Annotated in this window: 18 protein-coding genes and 1 tRNA gene; 9 read left to right on the top strand and 10 right to left on the bottom strand. The window is 67.4% G+C overall.

Going from position 1 to position 24,168, the window contains the following annotated elements; all coding sequences use genetic code 11:
• The first annotated feature begins 7 nt into the window (after positions 1–7).
• The 5 genes from dut to dxs all read left to right on the top strand — a co-directional run bounded on the left by dut (position 8) and on the right by dxs (position 6,893).
• Positions 8–475, top strand: a complete 468-nt coding sequence (gene dut, locus J4H85_RS08710) for a dUTP diphosphatase (RefSeq protein WP_208238772.1) — start codon at positions 8–10, stop codon at positions 473–475.
• Between the two features lie 49 nt (positions 476–524).
• Positions 525–1,226: a DUF3710 domain-containing protein gene (locus J4H85_RS08705; protein WP_208238770.1), complete on the top strand. Its 702-nt coding sequence runs from the start codon at positions 525–527 to the stop codon at positions 1,224–1,226.
• The gene (locus tag J4H85_RS08700) at positions 1,223–2,008 is read left to right on the top strand and encodes a DUF3159 domain-containing protein (RefSeq protein WP_208238768.1); all 786 of its coding nucleotides are present in this window, start codon (positions 1,223–1,225) and stop codon (positions 2,006–2,008) included. Before J4H85_RS08705 ends, J4H85_RS08700 begins: the two co-directional genes overlap by 4 nt.
• Positions 2,009–2,155: 147 nt before the next feature.
• Positions 2,156–4,825 (top strand): aconitate hydratase AcnA, encoded by a 2,670-nt coding sequence (gene acnA, locus J4H85_RS08695; protein ID WP_208238766.1) that lies wholly within the window; start codon positions 2,156–2,158, stop codon positions 4,823–4,825.
• Positions 4,826–4,982: 157 nt separating this feature from the next.
• Complete coding sequence (gene dxs / locus J4H85_RS08690; protein WP_208240351.1) at positions 4,983–6,893, top strand: 1-deoxy-D-xylulose-5-phosphate synthase; 1,911 nt, start codon at positions 4,983–4,985, stop codon at positions 6,891–6,893.
• Between the two features lie 54 nt (positions 6,894–6,947).
• On the opposite strand, the gene J4H85_RS08685 is transcribed toward dxs, so the two are convergent.
• The 4 genes from J4H85_RS08685 to J4H85_RS08670 form a co-directional block, all read right to left on the bottom strand.
• The gene (locus J4H85_RS08685; RefSeq protein ID WP_208238764.1) at positions 6,948–9,083 is read right to left on the bottom strand and encodes a 3-hydroxyacyl-CoA dehydrogenase NAD-binding domain-containing protein; all 2,136 of its coding nucleotides are present in this window, start codon (positions 9,081–9,083) and stop codon (positions 6,948–6,950) included.
• Entirely contained in the window at positions 9,080–10,306 is a 1,227-nt protein-coding gene (locus J4H85_RS08680; protein ID WP_208238762.1) for a thiolase family protein, read from the bottom strand. The genes J4H85_RS08685 and J4H85_RS08680 overlap by 4 nt, the downstream gene beginning before the upstream one ends.
• A gap of 70 nt (positions 10,307–10,376) precedes the next feature.
• Positions 10,377–11,528, bottom strand: a complete 1,152-nt coding sequence (locus J4H85_RS08675) for an HRDC domain-containing protein (RefSeq protein ID WP_208240350.1) — start codon at positions 11,526–11,528, stop codon at positions 10,377–10,379.
• Positions 11,529–11,556: 28 nt separating this feature from the next.
• A complete protein-coding gene (locus J4H85_RS08670; RefSeq protein ID WP_307863561.1) occupies positions 11,557–12,189 on the bottom strand; it encodes a DUF3000 domain-containing protein in 633 nt (210 codons plus the stop codon).
• Positions 12,190–12,297: 108 nt separating this feature from the next.
• Here J4H85_RS08670 and zapE point away from each other — a divergent pair, with 108 nt between their 5' ends.
• Positions 12,298–13,359, top strand: a complete 1,062-nt coding sequence (gene zapE / locus J4H85_RS08665) for a cell division protein ZapE (RefSeq protein WP_208238758.1) — start codon at positions 12,298–12,300, stop codon at positions 13,357–13,359.
• Between the two features lie 16 nt (positions 13,360–13,375).
• On the opposite strand, the gene pdxY is transcribed toward zapE, so the two are convergent.
• The 4 genes from pdxY to betT form a co-directional block, all read right to left on the bottom strand.
• Positions 13,376–14,227: a pyridoxal kinase PdxY gene (pdxY, locus tag J4H85_RS08660; protein ID WP_208238756.1), complete on the bottom strand. Its 852-nt coding sequence runs from the start codon at positions 14,225–14,227 to the stop codon at positions 13,376–13,378.
• 67 nt (positions 14,228–14,294) lie between these two features.
• The gene (locus J4H85_RS08655) at positions 14,295–15,860 is read right to left on the bottom strand and encodes a GMC family oxidoreductase (protein ID WP_208238754.1); all 1,566 of its coding nucleotides are present in this window, start codon (positions 15,858–15,860) and stop codon (positions 14,295–14,297) included.
• Complete coding sequence (locus J4H85_RS08650; RefSeq protein ID WP_208238752.1) at positions 15,857–17,359, bottom strand: aldehyde dehydrogenase family protein; 1,503 nt, start codon at positions 17,357–17,359, stop codon at positions 15,857–15,859. The genes J4H85_RS08655 and J4H85_RS08650 overlap by 4 nt, the downstream gene beginning before the upstream one ends.
• Before the next feature lie 6 nt (positions 17,360–17,365).
• Positions 17,366–19,477 (bottom strand): choline BCCT transporter BetT, encoded by a 2,112-nt coding sequence (betT, locus tag J4H85_RS08645; protein WP_208238749.1) that lies wholly within the window; start codon positions 19,475–19,477, stop codon positions 17,366–17,368.
• 150 nt (positions 19,478–19,627) lie between these two features.
• Between betT and gluQRS the strand changes: the two genes are divergently transcribed.
• On the top strand, positions 19,628–20,581 hold the full coding sequence (gene gluQRS / locus J4H85_RS08640; RefSeq protein ID WP_208238747.1) for a tRNA glutamyl-Q(34) synthetase GluQRS: 954 nt from the start codon (positions 19,628–19,630) through the stop codon (positions 20,579–20,581).
• A 6-nt stretch (positions 20,582–20,587) separates the two neighbouring features.
• On the opposite strand, the gene J4H85_RS08635 is transcribed toward gluQRS, so the two are convergent.
• Positions 20,588–20,935, bottom strand: coding sequence for a spore germination protein GerW family protein (locus J4H85_RS08635; protein WP_208238746.1), 348 nt, complete (start codon positions 20,933–20,935; stop codon positions 20,588–20,590).
• 41 nt (positions 20,936–20,976) lie between these two features.
• Complete coding sequence (locus J4H85_RS08630) at positions 20,977–21,852, bottom strand: SGNH/GDSL hydrolase family protein (protein WP_208238745.1); 876 nt, start codon at positions 21,850–21,852, stop codon at positions 20,977–20,979.
• A 131-nt stretch (positions 21,853–21,983) separates the two neighbouring features.
• Here J4H85_RS08630 and J4H85_RS08625 point away from each other — a divergent pair, with 131 nt between their 5' ends.
• Together J4H85_RS08625 and J4H85_RS08620 are read left to right on the top strand one after the other, a co-directional pair.
• On the top strand, positions 21,984–23,795 hold the full coding sequence (locus J4H85_RS08625; protein WP_208238744.1) for a DEAD/DEAH box helicase: 1,812 nt from the start codon (positions 21,984–21,986) through the stop codon (positions 23,793–23,795).
• A 101-nt stretch (positions 23,796–23,896) separates the two neighbouring features.
• A tRNA-Leu gene (locus tag J4H85_RS08620) sits at positions 23,897–23,982 on the top strand.
• Positions 23,983–24,168: the final 186 nt, after the last annotated feature.

Raw genomic sequence — 24,168 nt, 5'->3', positions numbered from 1 at the left:
TTGGCGGGTGAGTGAAGTCGTAGAGATCGAGATTGTCGCCGACCAGGTGCCCGCGTACGCCCTCCCCGGCGACGCCGGCGCAGACCTCCGATCGAACGAGACGGTGACCGTGGGACCCGGTGAGCGCGCAGTCATCGGTACCGGTGTCTCCTTCGTCATGCCCGAAGGTGTGGCGGCGTTCGTGATGCCGCGCAGCGGACTCGCGGCGAAGCACGGCATCACGGTGCTGAATGCTCCGGGTACGGTCGATTCCGGATACCGCGGTGAAGTGAAGGTCACGCTGCTGAATACGGATCGCGACGCCGCGTTCGAGGTGCGTCCGGGTGACCGGATCGCGCAGGTCGTGTTCATGCGGGTCGCTCGCGCGGCGTTCACCAGCGTTGATGCACTGCCCGAGAGCGTTCGCGGTGCCGGGGGATTCGGGTCGACCGGCTTCGGCGCGCAGTCGCGCGAACCGGGGACTCCCGGCGCATAATGGAACACTGCACGAACTGAATACGAGTTTCGAGGAGGATCGACGGAGCATGGCAGACGCAGAGGGCACCGAGCCGCAGACCGAGCACGAGGAGACGGAGAACGCCGTCGAGGTGCGTGAGGATCGACCCGAGGAGATCGACGAGTCGAAATCGGGCCCTGAGGATCGCGCGACCGCCGGACCGTTCGACGTTTCCGAAGTGACGGCGATGCGTCCTTACGTCGACCTGGGCGGTATCAAAGTGGCCCCGCGTGAAGGTCTGCAAATGCGACTGGACGTCGACGACCGACAGAAGCGCGTGGTCGCGGTGACGTTGACGTTCGGAGCCTCGGCGATGCAGGTCCAGGCCTACTCCGCCCCGAAGTCCCTCGGCCTCTGGCACCAGATCCGCTCCGATATCGCGAAGCAGGTCGGCGGGCAGGGTGCGAAGACTTCGGAGGACACCGGAACGCTCGGTCCCGAGCTGGTGGTGGTCACCCAGCTTCCCGAGGCGCAGGGCGGAGGCGAGCGGACCATCCGTTTCGTCGGCGTCGATGGGCCCCGGTGGGTACTGAGAGGTGCGGTCATGGGTGAGGCGGCGACGGATGCGGCGGCGCGCGAGCAGATCTTCGAGCTGTTCCGCGACCTCGTGGTGGTGCGCGGCGACCAGCCCATGCCTCCGAATGAACTGCTGCCCCTCAAGGTGCCGGCCGGAGCGCAGCAGGGCGGCACCGCGCAGGCCGGGCCGCAGGCGAGCACGCAGAGCGCATGACGCTGCCGCGCGAGAGCGACCCGGACAGCGACGGTCTCCCCGATCGTCGGTCGACGGAGCCCGGCGAGGGGGAGTCTGCGCACCGTGCCCAGATCGTGGGTGATCAGCTCTCGCGGACGGTTCGTGCGGGCCTCGAGGGGGAGCGGGTCACCTCGCAGGGAGTGCTCGACGCCATCGGCGGATGGAGGGGTGTCCTCGAGGCCGTCGTGCCCGGCGCCGTGTTCCTCGGCGTCTACACGTTCACCCAGGACCCCAGGGTCTCCGCCATCGCTCCCGCGATCCTCGCGCTGATCGCGGTGATCGTCCGCTTGGTGCGCCGTGAACCCCTGGCGTCCGCCTTCTCCGGGGCGATCGCGGTCGGCGTGTGCGTGCTCGCGACGCTCGTCACCGGCCGGGGGGAGGACTACTTCCTTCCCGGGTTCTGGACGTCGGGCGCCTGGGCGGTCGGATTGCTGATCTCGCTGCTCGTCGGGTGGCCGCTCGTCGGCTTCGCGTTCGGCGCGCTGCGGGGCGACTTCACCGCGTGGCGTCGCGATCCGTCGCTCAAGCGGGTCGCAACGGTCTGCACGCTGATCTGGTTCGCGATGTTCGTCTCCCGGCTCGCGGTGCAGCTGCCGATGTACTTCGGGGGCCACGTGGAAGCTCTCGGTGTCGCGCGACTCGTCATGGGCGTTCCGCTCTTCGCGCTCGTCATTCTGCTCACCTGGCTGATCCTCAGTCGGTTCCCCGCATCATCAGATGAATCTGAGACGTTATCAGGGAACGACGCGCCCTCCGCATGACCGAACGGGCAGGGCGGACCGTGTAGAATTATCTCGACATCGAGATAAATCGGTCTCAGGTGCGGCGCCCGTCGGAAAAGGTGCGCGACGGCCGCATCAGGTGCACACTAGAACTCAGCAGCACCCATCACGAAGAGGAGAGCGGCCGTGGCAGCAGTCAACAGTTTCAACGCCCGGAGCACACTCGCCGTCGGCGAGAACGAATACGAGATCTACCGGATCGACCAGGTTCCCGGTCACGAGCGTCTGCCTTACAGCCTGAAGGTGCTGCTTGAGAACCTGCTGCGCACGGAGGACGGCGCCAACGTCGCTCGCGAGCACATCGAGGCGCTCGGCAACTGGGATCCCAATGCCGATCCCGACACCGAGATCCAGTTCACTCCCGCCCGCGTCATCATGCAGGACTTCACCGGTGTGCCCTGCGTGGTGGACCTCGCCACCATGCGCGAAGCCGTGGTCGAGCTCGGTGGCGACGCCAGCAAAATCAACCCGCTGGCCCCCGCGGAGCTCGTCATCGATCACTCGGTCATCTCCGACGTCTACGGCACGCCGGACGCCTTCGCGAAGAACGTCGAGATCGAGTACCAGCGCAACGGTGAGCGCTACCAGTTCCTCCGCTGGGGTCAGGGCGCGTTCGACGACTTCAAGGTCGTTCCCCCCGGCACCGGCATCGTGCACCAGGTGAACATCGAGTACCTGGCGCGCGTCACGTTCACACGCGAGGTGGAGGGGACGCTGCAGGCGTACCCCGACACCTGTGTCGGCACCGACTCGCACACCACCATGGAGAACGGCATCGGCGTGCTCGGCTGGGGCGTCGGCGGTATCGAGGCCGAGGCCGCGATGCTGGGCCAGCCGATCTCGATGCTGATCCCGCGCGTCGTCGGTTTCAAGCTCTCCGGTCAGATCCCCGCCGGCGTGACGGCGACGGACGTGGTACTGACCATCACGCAGATGCTCCGCGCACACGGTGTCGTCGGCAAGTTCGTCGAGTTCTACGGCGAGGGCGTCGGCGCCGTTCCGCTGGCGAACCGCGCCACCATCGGCAACATGAGCCCCGAGTTCGGCTCGACCGCCGCGATGTTCCCGATCGACGACGTCACGCTCGACTACCTGCGTCTCACGGGCCGCCCGGAAGACCAGATCGATCTGGTCCGTGCGTACGCGCAGGAGCAGGGCATGTGGCACGACCCCGCGAAGGAACCCGAGTTCAGCGAGTACCTCGAGCTCGACCTCTCGACGGTCGTCGCCTCTATCGCCGGACCGAAGCGCCCGCAGGACCGCATCGAGCTGACCGATGCCAAGTCGCAGTTCGAGCGGGACCTGCGGAACTACGCGGAGTCCGCCAACCCGGCGAAGGTGAAAGACATCACGGGTCGCGAGTTCACCCTCGATCACGGCGCGGTCACCCTGGCGTCGATCACGTCGTGCACGAACACCTCGAACCCGTCTGTGATGCTCGCGGCCGGCGTGCTGGCGAAGAACGCGAACGAGCGCGGGCTGAAGGCGAAGCCGTGGGTGAAGACCACGCTCGCTCCCGGGTCGAAGGTCGTCACCGACTACTACGAGAAGTCGGGGCTGACCTCGCACCTGGAGTCGCTCGGGTTCTACCTCGTGGGGTACGGCTGCACCACCTGCATCGGCAACTCGGGCCCGATCATCCCCGAGGTCTCACAGGCCGTCAACGACAACGACCTCGCGGTCACGGCGGTGCTCTCGGGCAACCGCAACTTCGAGGGGCGCATCAACCCCGACATCAAGATGAACTACCTCGCGAGCCCCCCGCTCGTCATCGCCTACGCGCTGGCGGGGTCGATGGACTTCGACTTCGACAGCGAGCCTCTGGGCGAGGATTCCGAGGGAAACGATGTCTACCTGCGCGACATCTGGCCGGATCCGACCGAAGTCGAGGAGATCGCCGGAGCGTCGATCGACTCCGACATGTTCACCGAGAAGTACGCCGGCGTGTTCGATGGCGATGAGCTGTGGCGGTCGTTGCCCACCCCGGCCGGCGACACGTTCGAGTGGGACGGCAAGTCGACCTACGTGCGGAAGCCCCCGTACTTCGAGGGCATGTCGCTCGAGCCGTCGCCCGTCACCGACATCTCGGGCGCGCGCGTGCTCGCGAAGCTCGGCGACTCGGTGACGACCGACCACATCAGCCCCGCCGGCAACATCAAGGCCGACACCCCCGCCGGCCAGTACCTGTCGGAGAACGGGATCGCCCCGAAGGACTTCAACTCCTACGGCTCGCGCCGTGGCAACCACGAGGTCATGATTCGTGGCACGTTCGCCAACATCCGGTTGCGCAATCAGCTCCTGGACGGTGTCGAGGGCGGGTACACCCGCGACTTCACGCAGGAGGGCGCACCGCAGTCGTTCATCTACGACGCTTCGCAGAACTACCAGGATGCGGGCATCCCGCTCGTCGTGCTCGGCGGCAAGGAGTACGGTTCGGGCTCGTCGCGCGACTGGGCGGCGAAGGGCACGAGCCTGCTCGGCGTGAAGGCGGTCATCACCGAGAGCTTCGAGCGCATCCACCGTTCGAACCTCATCGGCATGGGCGTGCTGCCGATGCAGTTCCCGGCGGGCGAGAACGCCGAGTCGCTCGGCCTCACCGGCACCGAGACCTTCGACATCTCCGGCATCGAGGTGCTGAACGAGGGCTCCACGCCGAAGACGGTGCATGTCACGGCGACGCGCGAGGACGGATCGACGGTCGAGTTCGACGCCGTCGTGCGCATCGATACCCCGGGCGAGGCCGATTACTACCGCAACGGCGGCATCCTGCAGTACGTGCTGCGGTCGCTCGTGTAACGTTCGCGCGCGGTATCGCGGTGAGGGGGCGTCGGATCCGATCCGGCGCCCCCTCGCTCTGTCCACCCCCGCCCGGTTGCGCGTACCGATAGATCGACGGGAGTAGGATGAAAGGATGAACTCGGGAGCGACCCGAGACGAAATGCGAGGGCAGCCGGTGACGATTCTCGACCGTATCCAGGGACCTCGAGACCTCGATGCCCTGTCGCTCGATGAACGCCGCGCCTTGGCGGCGGAGATCCGCGAGTTCCTCATCGCCGAGGTCGCGAAGACCGGTGGACACCTGGGGCCGAATCTCGGCGTGGTCGAACTCACGATCGCCATGCACCGCGTGTTCCAATCGCCGCGCGATCCGATGGTGTTCGACACCGGTCATCAGAGCTACGTCCACAAGATCCTCACCGGCCGCCGCGATTTCAGCGAGCTCCGCCAGCGTGAGGGGCTCGCCGGGTATCCGCAGCGCTCCGAGTCCGAGCACGACATCGTGGAGAACTCGCACGCCTCGACGTCGCTCAGCTGGGCCGACGGCATCTCGCGTGCATTCGCCCAGACCGGTCAGCGTGACCGCACCGTGGTCGCCGTCGTCGGTGACGGTGCTCTGACCGGAGGAATGACCTGGGAGGCACTCAACAACATCACCGATGACAACGCCCGAGGTCTCGTCATCGTCGTGAACGACAACGGTCGGTCGTATGCGCCGACGATCGGCGGCATGGCGCGCTTTCTGAACTCGGTGCGCACGCAGGACACCTACCTCGATCTGCAGGAGGGGAGTGAGAAGCTCTTCTCGCGGCTCGGCAAGCCCGGCAGATCGCTGTACCGAGGCGTCCGCGGCGGGTTGCACGGCTTCCTCAGCCGAGCGAGCAACAACGATCATCTGTTCTCGAATCTGGATATCAAGTACCTGGGTCCGATCGACGGGCACGACCTGGAAGCCGTCGAGCAGACACTCCGTCAGGCACGGGAATACGGCAGGCCGGCGCTCGTGCACGTCATCACCGAGAAGGGTCGCGGGTACGCGCCGGCGGAGAACGACGAGGCCGACCAGTTCCACGCCATCGGTCAGATCGACCCGGGAAGCGGCACTCCGCTGTCGGCCTCCTCGGGACGCAGCTGGACCTCGGTGTTCCGAGATCGCATCGTCGAACTGGCGGACCAGCGACCCGAGATCGTCGGCATCACGGCGGCGATGCTCGCGCCGACCGGTCTGGACCGGTTCGCCGAGCGGCACCCCGACCGCGTCTTCGACGTCGGTATCGCCGAGCAGCACGCCGTCACCTCGGCCGCGGGCCTGGCCTTCGGTGGTCTCCACCCGGTCTTCGCCGTATACGCCACCTTCATGAATCGCGCCGTCGACCAACTCATCATGGATGTGGCGCTGCACCGGGCTGGTGTCACCTTCGTGCTCGATCGCTCCGGCGTCACCGGCCCCGATGGTGCGAGTCACAACGGCGTCTGGGATCTCGCGATGCTCCAGATCGTGCCAGGCATCCGCATCTCGGCCCCGCGCGACGAGGCGACACTGAACGAACTGCTGGGCGAAGCGGTGGCGATCAATGATGGACCCACCGTGGTGCGGTATCCGAAGGGCGCTGTGGGCGAGGATCTCCCCGCGCTCCGGCGCACCGAAGACGGTGTGGATGTGCTCCGCGAGGGGAGCGACGTGCTCTTCGTCACGGTCGGACCCATGGCGCAGGTCGCGCTGGATGCGGCGGCGATCCTGGAGCAGCACGGCATCACGGCATCCGTCGTCGATCCGAGGTGGGTGGTTCCGGTCGCCGACTCGGTGATCGATCTTGCCCGCGAGCATCGGCTGCTCATCAGCATCGAGGACGGCATCCGCGTGGGCGGCGTCGGGACGCGCATCCGTCAGGCTCTGCGCGATGCCGGCGTCGACACGGCGGTGAGCGAACTCGGCACTCCCGATGAGTTCCTGCCGCACGCCAGCCGGAGCCAACTGCTCGCCGACGCGGGGCTGACGGCCGAGCAGATCGCGGATGATGTCGCGGCACAGGTGCGCGGCACGAAGATTCCCGTCGCTCGGCCGAGTGCTGACGATCCCGCATAACTGACGAGTGGGCGGGAGCCCCACCGGCTCCCGCCCACTCGTCAGTCGTGCACGCTACCGCGCTCCGGCGATCCTCGGCTCGTGGAAGTCCGCGTCACGCACGCGTCGGGTCGCTCCGACACGGTCCAGATACGGAGTCGCCCCTCCGGCTTGGAACGGGAATCCGGCCCCCAGAATGAGACAGAGGTCGATGTCCTCCGCCGCCGCGACCACACCCTCGTCGAGCATGATCGAGATCTCTCGCGCGAGCTCGTCTTCGACGCGATGCAAGATCTCCTCGGGCGCAGCTGCGCGCTTGCCCACGCGAATGCGCTTGCGCGCAGCCTTCGAAAGATCAGTCACCTTGCCGTGCCGGTTCTTGTCGAGCGGCTCAGCGATCTCCGCCAGAGCATGCAGGTTCTCCGACGCGTAGAACCGGTCCGGGAAAGCCCCCACCATGGTGTCCTGCACGTGCGCGGCGACCTTCCACCCGACGAGATCGATGAGTTCGAACGGCCCCATGGGCAGGCCGATGGGGCCGAGCGCGCGTTCGACGACGGGAAGAGGAGTACCCTCATCGAGCGCACGTGCCGCTTCTCCCATCACCTTCGCGAGCAGACGGTTGACGACGAATCCGGGTCGGTCCGCCGTGATGACGGCGCTCTTCCCGAGTTGCTTCGCCGTCGTCATTGCGGTGGCGAGCGTCTCGTCATCGGTGCGCGCCGCCTGCACGACCTCGATGAGCGGCATGACGGCGACCGGATTGAAGAAGTGGAACCCGACCAGGCGCTCCGGGTGCGCGAGATGCGCGCCGATCTCGTCGACCGACAGGGACGACGTGTTCGTGGCGAGAATGGCGTCCTCGCGCAGGATCGGCTCAAACTCGCCGAACACCTGCTGCTTCACGCCGAGTTCTTCGAACACCGCCTCGATCACCCAGTCGCAGTCGGCGAACTGCTTCCGGTCGGTGGTGCCGGTCACGAGCGCGGTGACCTGGTTCGCGGCATCCCGCGACAGCCGACCCTTCTCGTGCATCTTCTCGATCTCCCCGCGGATGTGGGCGATGCCGGCATCGACGCGCGCCTGATCGAGATCGGTGATCACGACTGGCACCCGCAGTTTGCGCGCGAACAGCAGCGCGAACTGGCTCGCCATCAGGCCCGCCCCGATGACGCCGACCTTCTGCACCTTGCGCGCGAGGTCCTTGTCCGGAGCCCCGGCCGGTCGCTTCGCACGCTTCTGGACCAGATCGAACGCGTAGATCGAGGCGGGGAACTGATCGCCCGAGATGAGTTCGGTGAGTGCATCATCCTCGCGGCGGAATCCGGCGGCGCGGTCGTTGTCGCGTGCCGCCTCCAGCAAGTCGAGCGCCACGTAGGGGGCGCGAGGCGCCGGTCCGATCCGCGACTGCAACGTCTCACGAGCGATCTTGATCGCGGCCGGCCACTTCACCGTGCGCTCGATCTTGCCGGGTACGTGCGCGCGCTTCACCTGCACGTCGCCCGTGAGCACATGATCGGCCCAGAGAATCGACTGCTCCAAGAAACGTGCGGCGCCGAAGATCTCGTCGAACAGACCCATGTCATGCGCCTGCTGCGGCTTCATCATCCGGTTGTTCTTCAGCGGGTTCGAGACGATGATCTCGATCGCACGCTCGATGCCGATGAGGTTCGGGACGATGGAGGCGCCGCCCCACCCGGGGATGATGCCGAGGAACACTTCGGGGAACGCGAGCGCCGCCGCCGAGGCGTCCACGGTGCGGTAGTCGCTGTTGAGCGCGATCTCCATTGCGCCGCCGAGCGCGAGTCCGTTGACGAACGCGAACGACGGCACGCCGATCGAGCCCAGCTTGCCGAGCACGTGATGACCCAGCTGGGCCATGAGCCTGGCGTTGCTCTCGGTGGCGAGGGTCGACACCCGTGAGAGATCGGCACCGGCGGCGAAGATGAACGGCTTGCCGGTGATCGCCACCGCTCGAATCTCGCCGTGCGCCGCGCGCCCGGTGAGCCCGTCGAGGACGCCGTTCAGTTCGTCGAGCGTGCGCGGGCCGAGCGTGTTCGGGCGCGTGTGGTCCCGGCCGTTATCGAGCGTGATGAGCGCCAGTGTTCCCCCCGAGGGGAGTGCGACATCACGGACGTAGGAGTGCGAGACGACCTCGTCGGGATCCGCCGCGAGCAGCGGTGCGAAGTCGATGGAGCCGTAATCGGTCATGCGGTGCCTCCCGTGCGCTTCCGAGCCGACTTCTTGCCGGTGTAGTGGGGGTTCTCCCAGATCATGCTGCCGCCCTGGCCGAGCCCGACGCACATCGCGGTCACGCCGAACTGCACATCCGGGCGCTGCTCGAACTGCCGCGCGAGCTGGGTCATGAGTCGGACGCCCGAGGCCGCGAGAGGGTGGCCGAACGCGATGGCGCCGCCCCAGGGGTTCACACGCGGGTCCTCATCATCGATGCCGAAGTGATCGAGGAAGGACAGCACCTGCACGGCGAACGCCTCGTTCAATTCGAAGAGCCCGATATCGTCGATCGACATGCCGGCGCGGCGCAGCGCCTTCTCAGTGGCAGGGACGGGGCCGAGACCCATGACCTCGGGCTCGACTCCGGCGAACCCGTACCCCACGAGTCGCATCTTGGTGCGCAGACCCAGTTCCTTGGCCGTATCGCCTCCCGCGAGGAGCGACATCGTCGCACCGTCGGTGAGCGGCGACGAGGTTCCGGCGGTGACCCGTCCGTGCGGACGGAACGGCGTCTTCAGCTGAGCCAGTCCCTCCATGGTGGTCTCGGGTCGTCGACCCTCATCCTCGGTCGCCATCGACCAGCCCTCGGCCGAACGGATGGCGACGGGCACGAGGTCGGCCTGAATATCGCCACGATCGTACGCGGCCTGCACACGATGCTGACTGTTCATACCGAAGCGATCGGCGCGCTCCTTGGTGAGATGCGGGAGCCGATCGTGGATCCGCTCGGCCGTCACTCCCATGTTCAGTGCCTCGGCGCTGACGAGCTTCTCGGCCACGAACCTCGGGTTGGGATCGGCATCGAGTCCGAGCGGATGCCGCCCCATGTGCTCGACACCGCCCGCGACGGCGAGGTCGTACTGGCCCGCACCGATCGCGCTCCCCATGAACGAGGCTACCGTCATCGCTCCGGCGCACATGCGGTCGAGTGCGAAGCCGGGCACCGACTGCGGGAGTCCCGCCAGCAGGGAGACGGTGCGCCCGAGCGTCAGGCCCTGGTCGCCCTGCTGCGTGGTCGCGGCGATGCCGACGTCATCGATGCGGTCGAGCGGCACTTCGGGATTGCGCTCGAGCAGTCCCTGCAGCGCCTTCACCGCGAGATCGTCCGCTCGCGTTCCCCAATACATGCCTCTTTCGCCGGCGCGTCCGAACGGGGTCCGCACCCCGTCCACGAAAACGACGTCTCTCTTTGTGGCCACTGTGCCTCCATCAGATCGGGTACCCATACGCCATCCATCTTAGGAAAGCGACAGCTGGAAGGGTCTCCAGTTATTCGGTTCCTACAAAAGCTTCCGTGAGAATCGGGGCGGTGATCGAGCGCTGCCACTCCCGCGCACCGAGCTCCTCCATCCGCTGGTCGACGGCGTCGACGGTGAGCGGTTCCGGCGGTTGCCAGGCGAGTCGCCTGAGCACTTCGGGGGTCAACAGATTCTCGCGCGGGATCCGCAGACGCTCGCATTCGGTGTCGAGTGCCTCGCGAGCCGCTTGCAGGCGAGCTGCGGCGTCCGGATGCCGGTTCGCCCATGAACGATGCTGGGGAAGCGTCCCCGGTTCCCGGAAGCGCAGGTCCGGGAGATCGGTGGTCGTCTTGCCCTGCATGATCGCCTGCCACCAGCGATCGAGCTCTGATCGACTCGTGCGCCCCGAGAAGGTGCGGAGTCCTGCGAGCGCCCCGGCGGACCGGGGGCCGGCAGCGGCGGCAGCGACGATGGAAGCGTCGGGCAGCAGTCTGCCCGGCGCGATATCGCGCTCGCGGGCGAGGGCGTCTCGTGCGAGCCAGAGTTCGCGCGCGACCGCGAGATCTCTCGGAGAGCGGAGCTTGCTGAGCCCGGAGAGCCTGCGCCAGGGCTGCACCGCGGCCGACTTCGGTTCCCGCGTCAGAATATCCGCGAACTCCTGCACCGCGAACTCTGTCTTCTGCGCCGCTCTCAGATCTGCGGAGATGGCGTCGCGCAGGTCGGGCAGCAGGGCGACGTCCAACGCGGCGTACTCGAGCCAGGACTCGGGGAGCGGGCGCTTCGACCAGTCCGCCGCCGAATGCGCCTTCGCGAGAGTGATCCCCAGCGTCGATTCGACGAGTGCACCGAGTCCCACGCGCTCGTAGCCCAGCAGCCGGGCGGCGAGCTCCGTGTCGAAGAGCTCCGGGGGTCGGAGCCCCAACTCATCGAGGCAGGGGATGTCCTGCGTCGCGGCGTGGAGCACCCACTCGGTGCCGGCGAGGGCGCGCATCAACGGGGCGAACGAGGTGATCCCGAGCGGATCGAACAGGAACGTCCCGGCGCCTCTGCGGAAGACCTGCACCAGGTACGCGCGACCTCCGTACCGGAACCCCGATGCGCGCTCGGTGTCGATGCCGATCGGTCCCGTGCCTGCGGCGAGACGGTCGGCCACCTCGAGCAGCGTCGCGTCGTCGGCGACCATCGTCCAGGTGAGTGCAAGGTCGGTCTGATCAACCACGGGAGCGGAGCCCCCGATCGGATCCGGGTCGCCGATTCGCGGCGTGGGCCTGCAGCGACGCCACGCCCTCATGATGCGGAAGACCGGCGAGCAGGCACAGCAACTCCGACCACGCGCCCGCGTGGTCGTCGAGGTTCTCGCCCAAGGGGGTCCAAGACGCACGCAGCTCGAGCTGAGCGCCATCGCCCTGCGACGCGAGCGTGCCGAATCCTGACGACAGCGTTTTCGTGGCGGTCCCGGACGCCGCAGTGTACTCGGCATCACGGGAGGCCAGTGCATCGATCAACCAGGACCATGCGACATCGACGATGAATGGATCGACACCCAGCTCGATCTCCAGCGGTGCCTGGGCGTAGCAGACGATCCGGAACTCTCCGCCCCACTCGGCCACCGAATCCGGGTCGTGGAGGAGCACGAGTCGGCCCGCGCCATCGGGCGAATCGATCGTCGCGTGCGCGTCGACGGCGCCGGACCTGACCCCGGCCGCGAATGCGATCGCGTTCGGGGCGATGTTCTCGGGTGCGGCGATCTCGCGGACGAGCAACTCGCTCCGGTACCGCGCACGGCGCAGCTGTTCGGAGGCACCGGCGAACGCTTCCGGAAGACCTCGGTCAGTCGTTATCACACTCGGAACACTAGAGTTCCCTGAGAGTCCCATGAGCGTGCCACGCCGTGAAGCGAAGATCCGACCCGACCACGCGCCGCCCCCCGAGCAGCGGTTAAGCTGGCTCCGATGGCTTCAGACGCTCAGCACAGCTCCGCACGACTCGTCCAACGTTCCCCCCGGATCTCCGGGCCCGAACTCGTGGCGACGCTCGTGCCCCCGCCCCAGTTCGATCGGGCGACGTTCGAATCGTACCGCCCCGACCCCGAGCACCCCTCCCAGGAGGAGGCGCGGGATACGCTGCGCGCGTTCGCCTCGCCCCCTCCCGCCGTCTCCCGCGGTGGCTTCCTCGGATTCGGCAAGAAGAAAGCGGAGCCGCGCCCGGGCGCGCCGACACGTCCGGGCGTGTACCTCGACGGCGGGTTCGGCGTGGGCAAGACCCACCTGCTCGCCGCGACCTGGCACGCCACCGCGGGACGCAAGTACTTCGGCACGTTCATCGAGTACACCGCCCTCGTGGGCGCGCTCGGGTACACGGGTGCGCTGGGCGTGCTGCAGGGTGCGAAGCTGATCTGCATCGACGAGTTCGAGCTCGACGATCCGGGCGACACCATGCTGATGACCCGCATGATCGGCGATCTCACCTCGACGGGTTCGCGCATCGTCGCCACCTCGAACACACCGCCCAACGCGCTCGGGGAGGGGCGGTTCGCCGCCGCGGACTTCATGCGCGAGATCCAGGCCATGAGCGATCGGTTCGTGACGATCAAGATCGACGGTTCCGATTACCGGCAGCGCGAGCTCGACGGCGATGCCGTCGTCCTCGGCGACGACGCGTACCAGTTCGCCCTCGCCGACGCGTCGGCGGCGGGCGAACGGATGACGGACGACGACTTCAGCGAACTCATCGCCCACCTCGCGACGGTGCACCCGTCGAGCTACCCCGGGTTGCTGAACGGAGTGCAGGCCATCGGGCTGCGCGACGTGCACGAGCTCACCGACCAGTCGGCGGCACTGCGGTTCGTCGCGTTCGTCGACCGCGTGTACGACGCGCAGATTCCGATCGCCGCGACCGGGACGCCGCTGACGACCATTTTCGGGGGAGGCATGCTCGACGGCGGATACCGCAAGAAGTATCTGCGCTGCATGTCCCGTCTCAACGCGCTCACCGCCGAGCAGGTGACGGCGTAACCGTCACCCCCGTCCCTCATCGGACGCGGCGGACCTCGAACTGCATCTCCGGGTGGGCGTAGTGCTCCTGCGCCTCGATGAGCTGCAGCTCTTTCGCCCCGGCCCGAAGCGTCGTCTCGAGGAGCCCGTAGACGCTCGAGGTCGTGCGGGCCAGCGCGTTCGCGAGGTCGCCAGAACCTCGGAAGTGAGCGGCGAACAGTGCCGCGGTCACGTCACCCGACCCGTTCGCCTTGAAGGGCAGATGGGGCGTCTGCACGATCCATGCCTCGTCGCCGCTGACGGCGAGCATCTCGATGGTCCCCTCGGGACGATCCGGACGTTCGACGCTCGTGACGAGCACGGTGCTCGGCCCGAGACCGCGGACGATGTCGACCGAGGCCAGCACGTCGTCCAGGGTCTCTGGGGAGGTGCCGGTGAGGAAGCCGAGCTCGAACTGGTTCGGCGTGATCACGTCGGCTTTCGGTACCACCCGGTCACGGATGAGATCTTGCACCTCCGGGGCGACGAAGCATCCCGACGTCGCGTTGCCGAGCACGGGGTCGCAGCTGTAGATCGCGTCGGGGCTGTGACGCTTCACCCGCTCCACGGCGTCGAGGATCGCATCTCCGATGTCGTCGCCGCCCTGGTAGCCCGAGATGACGGCGTCCACGCCGGCGAGTCCGCCTCGATCCTCGATCCCCGAGACGATGTCGCGGACGTTGTCGCCGGTCAGCATCGGCCCCTGCCACGACCCGTACCCCGTGTGGTTCGAGAAGCAGACCGTGTACACCGGCATGACCTCGACGCCGATGCGCTGGAGCGGGAACACCGCTGCGGAATTGCCGACGTGTCCGTACGCGACCGATGACTGAATCGAGAGGATCTTCATGCACCGATCCTCTCACCGGTCCAGACCGTGGTCCACTCGTGCACGATGCGAGTGGACCACGTGTCGATCACTGCTCGCCGGCGCGAATGAGGTCAGCGCACTTCTCGCCGATCATCATCACCGTGATGTTGGGGTTCACCGTCACGATCTCCGGCATCACCGACGCGTCTGCGACGCGCAGTCCCGTCACACCTTTGACCCGCAACTGGGGGTCGAGCGGTGACCCCGCGTCATCCGCGGCACCCATGCGCACCGTCCCGACCGGGTGGTAGACGGTGTTGTGCGTCGCCCGCACGTACGCGGCGAGCTCCTCGTCGGTCTGCGCCTCGCGGCCAGGCGCGAGCTCCGGCCCGGCCCACTCCGCCATCGCCGGCTGGGCCATGATCTCGCGCGCCGTGCGAATGCCCGCGATCATGACCCGCATGTCGTGCCCGTCGGCATCCGTGAAGTACCGGGGATCGACCTTCGGCTTGTCCCGGAAGTCGCGGGACCGCAGGCGGACGGTGCCGCGCGACCGCGCATGCGTCACATTCGGCGTGAGACAGATCATCTCGTCGGCGGTGGGGTAGCCGGCACGGTAGGTGTGCATATCGAAGGGCACCGACCCGTAGTGCATCATGAGATCGGGTCGATCGAGTCCCTCCTCGGTGTCCGCGAAGATGCCGATCTCCCACCACTGCATCGATTCGCGCACCATCGGCCGCTTCGACTCCCACTGCACGACGCCCTCCGGGTGGTCCTGCAGGTTCGACCCGACCCCTGGCGCATCGACGCGCACCGCGATTCCGTGCTCCTCGAGATGCTCGCGCGGCCCGATGCCCGAGAGCATGAGCAGCTGCGGCGTATTGATGGCGCCGGCGGAGAGGATCACCTCGCGGTTCGCCGCGATCCGGGATGCGCGGCCGAACGCGTTGTCGACGACATGGACGCCCGAGCACGCCCCGGACGCGTCGAATTCGAGCTCGCGCACCCAGGCATCGGTGAGGATCGTGAGATTCTCACGATCGGCGATCGGATGCAGGTAGGACACGGAGGATGAGGATCGGGTCCCATCGCTCTTCCGGTTGATCTGGAAGAAGTTCGCGCCACGGATCACCGTCTCGCCGGTGTTGAACTGGGCCCTCGGGATCCCCGCTTCCGCGCAGGCATCGAGCAGTGCGACCCCGCACGGATCGGCGGGCGGGATGTTCATGAGGTGCACCGGACCGTCGTGCCCGTGCAGCGGGCCCTCGTCCTCGTTGCTCTCGAGACGGGTGTAGAGCGGGAACGTGTGCTTCGACTCCCACCCTGCGGCACCGTGCGTGTGCGCCCACTCGTCGAGGTCCTCGGCCGGCGCCCAGAACGCGATGCACGAGTTGTGGGAGGAGCATCCGCCGAGCACCTTGGCTCGGGCGTGACGCATGAACGAGTTGCCGTTCTCCTGCGGTTCGATGGGGTAGTCCCAGTCGAACCCCGATTCCAGCAGTTCCATCCAGCGGTCCAGCTGCATCACGACGTCATGATCGCCGTCGTGCGGCCCGGCTTCGAGCAGCCCGACGGTGACATCGGGATCTTCACTGAGTCGTGCGGCGACGGCGGCCCCCGCGGAGCCGCCTCCGACGACGACGTAATCGAACGTGTGCGCGGTCTTCACGATACTGCTCCTGCTTCGTCGTCATCGGTGTGCTCGGCGAACCACCCCGTCACGGCGGGGGAGAGGTTCTGATAGATGTGCTTCTGCTCCTGGTACTCGGCCAACCCCGTCGGCCCGAGCTCCCGACCGAATCCCGACTGGCCGATTCCGCCCCACTCGGCCTGAGGGAGGTAGGGGTGGAAATCGTTGATCCAGATCGTTCCGTGTCGCAGACGTCGAGCGATGCGCTGCACCCGGCCGGCGTCCTGCGACCACACCGCTCCGGCGAGCCCGTAGATCGTATCGTTGGCCGTCGCGATCGCCTCGTCCTCCGTGGTGAACGTTTCCACGGTCACCACCGGGCCGAAGGCCTCATCCGCGACGACCGACATGCCGCGTTCGACGCGGTCGAGGACGGTCGGGAGGTAGTACATCCCCGACGCGAGATCACCCTCCCCCCAGGTGCCGCCGCAGCGCAGGCGCGCACCCTCCGCCACGCCCGCCTCGACGTACGCCGTGACCTTGTCGCGATGTGCGGCCGAGATGAGCGGACCGCTCTCGGCCCGATCATCGAACGGTCCGCCGAGACGGATCGCCTGAGCGCGCTGCACCAGCGCATCGGTGAAGCGTTCGGCGATCGACGCTTCCACGATCAACCGCGCCCCGGCCGAGCACACCTGGCCCGAGTGAACGAACGCCGCATTGAGCGCGTTGTCGAGTGCGGCATCGAAGTCCGCATCGGCGAAGACGACGTTCGGATTCTTTCCGCCGAGCTCGAGCGCCACCTTCTTGACGGTCGCGGCCGCGTTCTTCGCGATCAGCCGACCCGTGACGACGCCGCCGGTGAACGACACCATGTCCACATCCGGGTGCGTCGAGAGCGGCGTGCCGCACTCGGATCCCACACCCAGGACGAGGTTCGCGACGCCGGCCGGCAAGCCGAGATCCGCGAGCAGGCGCATCGTAAGAATCGCCGTGTGGGGCGTCAACTCGGCCGGCTTGAGTACGAAGCTGTTGCCGGCGGCGAGCGCCGGTGCGATCTTCCAGGCGGCCTGCAGCAACGGGTAGTTCCACGGAGTGATCAGCGTGCAGACGCCGACGGGTTCGGCCACGATCTGCGAGACCACGTTCGGGTCGTTGGCGTCGACGACGCGTCCGGCGTCCTGACCGGCGAGCTTGCCGAAGTAGTCGAAGCATGCAGCGATGTCGTCCATGTCGATTCGTGATTCGACGATGCGCTTGCCGGTGTCCAGCGACTCGGCTCTGGCGAACTCCTCCTTTCGGTCTCGCAGTCCGGCGGCGACGCGCAACAGGAAGTCTCCGCGCTGCGGCGCGGGCACATCGGCCCAGACGCGGGAGTCGAACGAGCGGCGCGCGGCCTGGATCGCCGCGACGGTGTCGCGGTCATCCGCCTCGTCGACGGTGGCGACGAATGAACCGTCCGCTGGACAGTGGATGTCGCGTGTTCCCGCGCCGATGGCCGAGGTCCACGCACCGTCGATGAACAGGGTGTCTGGCATATCCGTCTACTCCTTCGAACTGGTCTGATCGGGGTCCGGCAGTGTGAAATCATCTTGCCAGTCGGTGACGATCGCTTCATCCTCGCCGATCGACGCGTCGACCGCATGCTCAGAGATCCGCAAGTACTCCAGGTGCGATTCGAAGTGTCCGATGACGTCGGCGATAAGGCGCTCGGAGCTGTAGCCGTACACGTCGTACCCGTGCGATCCTGATGCCGAGAACACCTCGAGCCGGTAGTAGTGCTGGGCGCCGCGCTTCCGCGCCGGGGCGAACGAGGGGACCTCGTGGGCCACGGGGTAGATCTGGTAGCTGAAGGCCTGGTGATCGTCGAGTTTCGCGCTGATCACGATCGAGTCGATGCCCGGGACGGGGCAGTCGCTTCGCTCGACGGTGCAGTCGACGTCGGCACGGGCCAGTTCGGCACGGACCTCTTCCAGTGCCGGAGCCGCTATGCCGTTCAGGTATTGGGACACCTGCTCCGGGGTGGGATAGACCGTGGACTGCCGCAGTCGGGTCCGCCAGTTCGACTCGGCGTGTCCGAAGCGGATGGGCATGGTCGCGGTGTATCCCTCGCGATGCTGCGATTCGTTCCGCAGTGCCCGGAACATCGAGATCATCACCAGGTAGAGCAGCAGCGAGACCGGCAGTCCGATGATCACGGTGGCCTGCTGCAGCGTGGGCACACCGCCGACCAGCAGCATGGCGAGCGTCAGGAGCCCGGTGGCGATCGACCAGAAGATCCGCAGTCCCTTCGCCGCATCCTGCCGCGGGTCGTCGATCTTCGATGACAGGTTGGCGAGCACGAGCGCCCCCGAGTCCGCGGACGTCACGTAGAAGAGCAGTCCGGTCAGCAGTGCGACCGCCACGACGGCCGGGGCCGCCGGATACTGCTGCATGAGGTCGAAGAACGCCTGCTCGGGCACCGCCACCGCGGTCTCTGCGAACGCACGGTCGCCGCCGACGACGAGCTCGAGTGCCGAGTTGCCGAGGATGGAGATGAAGACCGCGATGAACGCGAACGGGATGACGAGCACGCCCAGCACGAACTGGCGCAGGCTGCGACCGCGGGAGATCCGCGCCAGGAACAAGCCCACAAAGGGCGCCCACGCGACCCACCACGCCCAGAAGAACAGCGTCCAGGCCTGCATCCAGTCGTCGGGCTGGTCCCAGGCGTACGTGTCGAGCAGCATGCTCGGGAACCGTGAGACGAAGTCACCGATGTTCATGACGAGGCCGTCGAACAGTCGACGGGTCTCCCCGGTGATCAGGATCCAGACCAGAAGGAGGACGGCGAGCACGACGTTCGCCTCCGAGAGCCGCCGGATCCCCTTCTCGACCCCGGAGACGGTGGAGATCGTCGCCATCGCGACGGCGAGGACGATGAGCGCGATCTGCATGCCCACGCTGTTCGGCGTTCCGATGAGCACGTGTAGCCCGTAGGCGAGCTGCACCACTCCGATCCCGAGCGTGACCGAGATGCCGAACACGGTGCCCAGCACGGCCATGATGTCGACCGAGTGCCCGGCCCATCCGTCGAGGCGCTTGCCGAAGAGCGGGGTGAGCAGTGACCGGATGTTCAACGGCAGGTTCCGCCGGTAGGCGAAGTATGCGAATGCACCGCCCATGAGGGCGTACATGGCCCAGCCCACCGGCCCGTAGTGGAAGAGTGTCCACACGATGGCCTGACGGGCGGCCTCGACGGTCTCCGCTTCTCCGGCCGGGGGACCGGTGTACTGCGCCACGGGCTCGGCGACGGCGAAGAACATGAGGTCGATGCCGATGCCGGCGGCGAAGAGCATCGATGCCCAGGTGAAGAGGTTGAACTGCGGCTTCGAGTGATCGGGACCGAGCTTCGTCTTTCCCGACGCGGAGAACGCGAGGAACAGCGTGAAGGCGACCACCACCCCCGCGGTCAGAATGAAGTACCATCCGAAGGTCGTCGACGCCCAGACGACCACGCTGCCGATGACGGCTCCCGCCTGGTCCGGCGCGATCATCGCCCAGAAGGCGATCGCGATGATGGCGGATCCCGATCCGATGAGGACGGGCCAGCGAACTCGGGCTTCTGCGGTCGGCACGGGCCCGGTCGGGCCATGCTGCGTCGAGATGCTCTCCATATTGGGCATAGTGCCTTCCCACCGCCCGGAGGGGATCGAGGCGGCTGTGCCGATGCTGCAATGAACATAACAGAGTCCTGAATCATCGCTCCCGCTCAGACGAAACCGTTGCCGATCGGTGACCGCTGCCGCTGCGGGTAGCCTGGACGCATGACGAGCGGCGGGGCAGTGGCGGGTGCTGGACGCTACGCGCCGAGCCCGTCCGGCAATCTTCACCTCGGGAATCTGCGGACCGCGCTGGTCGCTTGGCTCTGCGCACGCACATCGCGCCGAGCCTTCCGGGTGCGCGTCGAAGATCTTGACCGTGCCCGCGACGCCGGGACCGCGAACCAGCAGCTCGACGACCTCTCGGCCATCGGCATCGACTGGGATGGCGCGGTCGTGTATCAGACCGATCGGGGCGCGTCGCATCAGGCGGCGATTCGGCGGCTCGACGACGCCGGACTCGTCTACGAGTGCACGTGCACCAGGCGAGAGATCCTGGCGGCACCGTCCGCACCGCACGGTGCGCCAGGGGCATACCCGGGAACGTGCCGGGATCGTACGGACGCCGAGCGACGCGCCGCACGCGATCGGATCGCCCCGCGCCTCCCGGCGCTGCGGCTGCGTTCACCGCTCGCCGACCTGCGCGACGGGGTGGAGTTCCGGGATGTGGTGCTCGGCGCCCAGCGCGGCGAGGTCGACGATCTGGTGCTGCAGCGCGGTGACGGAACGGTCGCATACAACCTCGCCGTGGTCGTCGATGACCACGGCACCGGTGTCGATCAGGTCGTGCGCGGCGACGACCTCGCTCCGTCCACGCCGCGTCAGGTCATGCTGCAGCGTCTGCTGGGGCTGCCGACCCCGGAGTACGCGCACGTTCCCCTCGTGCTTGGACCGAGCGGCGCTCGTCTGGCGAAGCGCGATGGGGCCGTCACCCTGGGCGAGCTCGCGTCGGCGGGGGTGGGGCCCGAGGAGGTCGTTGCAGTGCTCGCTCGCTCGCTCGGCCTGGCGGCGAGCGGCGAACGCCCGACGGCGGCAGCGCTCGCGGAGCGCTTCGACCCCTCAGCGCTGCCGAGCGCGCCCTGGACGTTCAGTCCGGACGCGCTCGGCAGCGACGCGTGAGCGAACTCAGCGCTTGCCGCGCAGGCCGCGCAGAATGCGCCCGATCGCACGTCCGGTCACCCAGACGAACGGGATCCCGACCGCGAGCAGTGCGATGGTGTTGGGCTCGAAACGGGTGCGTCCGTCGCGGGTGACGTACGCACCGACGGGCACCGACGCGCCGCCGCCACCGCCGCCGGCGCCCTCGCCCTTGCCGGAGTCGTTGCCCGCGTCGCCTTCGCCGCCGCCGAAGCCGTACCAGGTGGCGGCGACCGGAACGATGGTCGTCCCGTCCACATCGACGGGGTCGCCGTACGCGGAGGAGACCCCGACGGTGGACACGGTGTCTGCGATTTGCTGCGTGAGATTGGCCATGACCTCAGCATACGGGCTCGCCGCCCGCAGGGATAGGCGCGCTACGCCTCCGAACGCTCGCCGCCCGGAACGGCCTGAGCCGCGTCCGCGGGATCGACTGCATCACCGTGCCGAGCGCTGCGCAGGCTCGTCGCATCAGGCCGCTTGGGCTCGATCCCATCGCCGGACGACTGGTGCCTCATGCGGCGCAGCACCCAGGGGACGAGGTGCTCGCGCGCCCAGACGATGTCCCCGCGCCGCGCTTGACGCCAGGTCAGAGCGGGGAGCGGTGGCGGATTCAGCGGCGCCAGGTCGTGCGGCACGTTCAGGGCGTCGAGCGCGGCCCGAGCGATGGTGTGGTGGCCGAGCGGATTGAGATGCAGTCGATCACCCGCCCAGTAGCGGGCATCCTGCAGTTCCTCGATCGCCCACTGATCGACGATGACGCAGTCGTGGCGGCGCGCAATACGCCTGATGTTCTCGTTGTAAATGGCGACCTTGCCGCGGATGGAGCGAAACACCGGTTGGAACGCGACGTCCACCCCGGTGAAGAGCATCACGGTCGCCCCTCCCGAGCGCAACCGCTCGACCGCGCGTGCGAGCTCGGCAGCCACCTCATCCGGATCCGTGTTCGGGCGGATCACATCATTGCCGCCGGCGCAGAGACTGATGAGATCCGGCCGGAGTTCGAGTGCCGCATCGATCTGCTCATGGGCGATCTGCGCGATGAGCTTGCCGCGAACCGCCAGATTGGCATAGGCGAAGTCCTCATTGTGCTGAGCCATCACCTCTGCGAATCGATCGGCCCACCCGCGAAGGCCGCCCCGGCTCTCGGCTTCAGGATCGCCGACCCCTTCCGTGAACGAGTCGCCGATGGCGACGAAGCGGCTCCACGGGAGCTCGACGGGGTCCGGCACCGTGACTGGTGAGTCGTCCATTGCGTTCCTCTCGGTCGCCGCCCACGGGGAGCGACGTGGTCCTTCCGGTCCGCTGGCAACGCTCGTCAATGATCACTCGCTCTGGAGACGCTGTCCGCGCGCACCGGTCATTACCGGTATTCTAGAACGTTGTGACAGACGCGGAACTCGAACTCCATCTTCCGGGGACGAGTGCCGCCGAACACCTGCCTCCCGCCTACCCGGAGCGTGCGGCCAGAGGAACCGCGGGCAACCTCCGCGCCTGGCAGGAGGAAGCGATTCGGCGGTACCTCGACGCCGAACCCCGAGACTTCCTCGCGTCTGCGACGCCCGGCGCAGGCAAGACGACCTTCGCACTGCGTCTCGCTGCGATCCTGCGCGCGAACCGGACGATCGATCAGATCATCGTCGTCGCCCCCACCGAGCATCTCAAGACCCAGTGGGCGGACGCGGCGTCGCGAGCGGGCATCAGATTGAATCCCGACTACTCGAACAGCGGTGGACTGAACTACGGCGGCCACTTCCACGGGGTGGCGGTGACCTACGCTCAGGTCGCGATGAAACCGGTGCTCCATCGCCTTCTGACGGAAGCCACCGACACCCTCGTGATCCTCGACGAGGTGCACCACGGCGGAGACGCGCTGAGCTGGGGGGATGCGATCCGCGAAGCGTACGGCACCGCGAAACGACGCCTCTCGCTCACCGGAACCCCGTTCCGGTCGGACGATGCGCCGATCCCGTTCGTCGAGTACGCACCGCAGGGCGACGGCTCCAGGGTCTCCGTGACCGACTACGACTACGGCTACGGGCGAGCGCTCGCCGACGGCATCGTGCGGCCCGTCATCTTCATGGTCTACGCGGGGAAGATGCGCTGGCAGACCTCCGCGGGTGAGGAGATGGAGGCGAGTCTCGGCGAGGGCAACACGAAGGACATCACCTCGCAGGCCTGGCGCACGGCGCTCGATCCGAACGGCGACTGGATCGCGAAGGTGCTGCAGGCCGCGGATCGCCGTCTGAGCGAGGTCCGCCATCAGATTCCGGACGCCGGCGGACTCGTCATCGCGACCGATCACGCGTCAGCGAAATCGTACGCGGCGCAGTTGCACGCGATCACGGGGGAAGAGGTGGCCCTCATCCTCTCCGACGACGCGGGCGCCAGCGAACGCATCGACGAGTTCGCGGCGGGGAGCGCGCGCTGGATGGTCGCCGTGCGCATGGTCTCCGAGGGGGTCGACGTGCCAAGACTCGCCGTCGGGGTCTACGCGACCAGTTCGTCGACACCGCTGTTCTTCGCGCAGGCCATCGGCCGCTTCGTGCGGTCGCGACGCCGCGGTGAGGTCGCCTCGGTCTTCATCCCGAATGTTCCGGCGCTCATGCTGCTCGCGGCGGAGCTCGAGAAAGAGCGCGGCCACGTGCTCGAGGGGCCGAAGAGCGCGGAAGAGATGTGGGACGCGGAAGCGGCGCTCATGGCGGAGGCGGAACGCGAGGATCGGGCGTCGGCCGAACTGGATGCCGACGAGCGCGTCTATCAGGCGCTCGGGTCGGACGCTCACTTCGATCGCGCGGTATTCGACGGTGCCGAGTTCGGGGGATACGCGGAGGTCGACACCGAGGAGGAGCTGGACTTCCTCGGTTTTCCCGGTCTCCTCGAGCCGCAGGACGTGAAGGCGCTGCTCCAGCAGCGCCAGGCGAAGCAGGCGAGGCGGAGTGCGGCGAGGCAAGGGATCGTCGAGCACGCACCGGAGCGATCCGAAGCCCCGCAGGCATTGCACCGCACACTCGGCGAGCAGCGGAAGCTGCTCAACAGCCTCGTCGGCATGTGGTCGCGCGCCTCGGGCGAGCCGCACGGCGCGGTGCACACCGAGCTGCGTCGCGTCTGCGGGGGGCCACCCGTCGCGCAGGCCTCGGTCACGCAGCTCCAGAAACGTATCGAACTGCTGCGCCGCAGACTCGGTCAGCACTGACGGCGCGCCCGGCTGACCGGGCCCACCTCTCCCGATTCGATCCGCCCCGGGATCCGTGCTAAGTTATTCTCTGTTCGGCCGATGGAGGTTCCGGATCATTCGCGCGGGTGGCGGAATAGGCAGACGCGCTAGCTTGAGGTGCTAGTGCCCGTATTAGGGCGTGGGGGTTCAAGTCCCCCCTCGCGCACGAATGGAAAGGGCCCCGATTGAGATCACGATCTCGATCGGGGCCCTTTTGCATACCGTGACATCTCTGGATCCTGGAGCGTTCACCTGATGCCGTTCGGCCACCCTGGCGCAGGAGTTCGTGGCACGCTACACTCAAAGTTCGATGCACCGAACTTTTTGATTCGTCGAGTCTCATGGAGGCGCT

It is taken from the genome of Leucobacter tardus (genome assembly GCF_017583045.1).
Lineage (GTDB): Bacteria > Actinomycetota > Actinomycetes > Actinomycetales > Microbacteriaceae > Leucobacter > Leucobacter tardus.
Note: the sequence above shows the minus strand (reverse complement) of the source record. Positions and strands in the feature narration are given on the sequence as shown.

Excerpts from the sequence above, each read along its gene's own strand:
- zapE (WP_208238758.1), top strand. The coding sequence starts at position 12,298 with ATGGCTTCAGACGCTCAGCACAGCTCCGCACGACTCGTCCAACGTTCC.
- betT (WP_208238749.1), bottom strand. The coding sequence starts at position 19,477 with ATGGAGAGCATCTCGACGCAGCATGGCCCGACCGGGCCCGTGCCGACC.
- pdxY (WP_208238756.1), bottom strand. The coding sequence starts at position 14,227 with ATGAAGATCCTCTCGATTCAGTCATCGGTCGCGTACGGACACGTCGGC.
- gluQRS (WP_208238747.1), top strand. The coding sequence starts at position 19,628 with ATGACGAGCGGCGGGGCAGTGGCGGGTGCTGGACGCTACGCGCCGAGC.
- J4H85_RS08675 (WP_208240350.1), bottom strand. The coding sequence starts at position 11,528 with ATGGTCGCCGACGACGCGACGCTGCTCGAGGTGGCCGACCGTCTCGCC.
- J4H85_RS08700 (WP_208238768.1), top strand. The coding sequence starts at position 1,223 with ATGACGCTGCCGCGCGAGAGCGACCCGGACAGCGACGGTCTCCCCGAT.
- J4H85_RS08685 (WP_208238764.1), bottom strand. The coding sequence starts at position 9,083 with ATGACCGATTACGGCTCCATCGACTTCGCACCGCTGCTCGCGGCGGAT.
- J4H85_RS08635 (WP_208238746.1), bottom strand. The coding sequence starts at position 20,935 with ATGGCCAATCTCACGCAGCAAATCGCAGACACCGTGTCCACCGTCGGG.
- J4H85_RS08650 (WP_208238752.1), bottom strand. The coding sequence starts at position 17,359 with ATGCCAGACACCCTGTTCATCGACGGTGCGTGGACCTCGGCCATCGGC.
- J4H85_RS08630 (WP_208238745.1), bottom strand. The coding sequence starts at position 21,852 with ATGGACGACTCACCAGTCACGGTGCCGGACCCCGTCGAGCTCCCGTGG.
- J4H85_RS08705 (WP_208238770.1), top strand. The coding sequence starts at position 525 with ATGGCAGACGCAGAGGGCACCGAGCCGCAGACCGAGCACGAGGAGACG.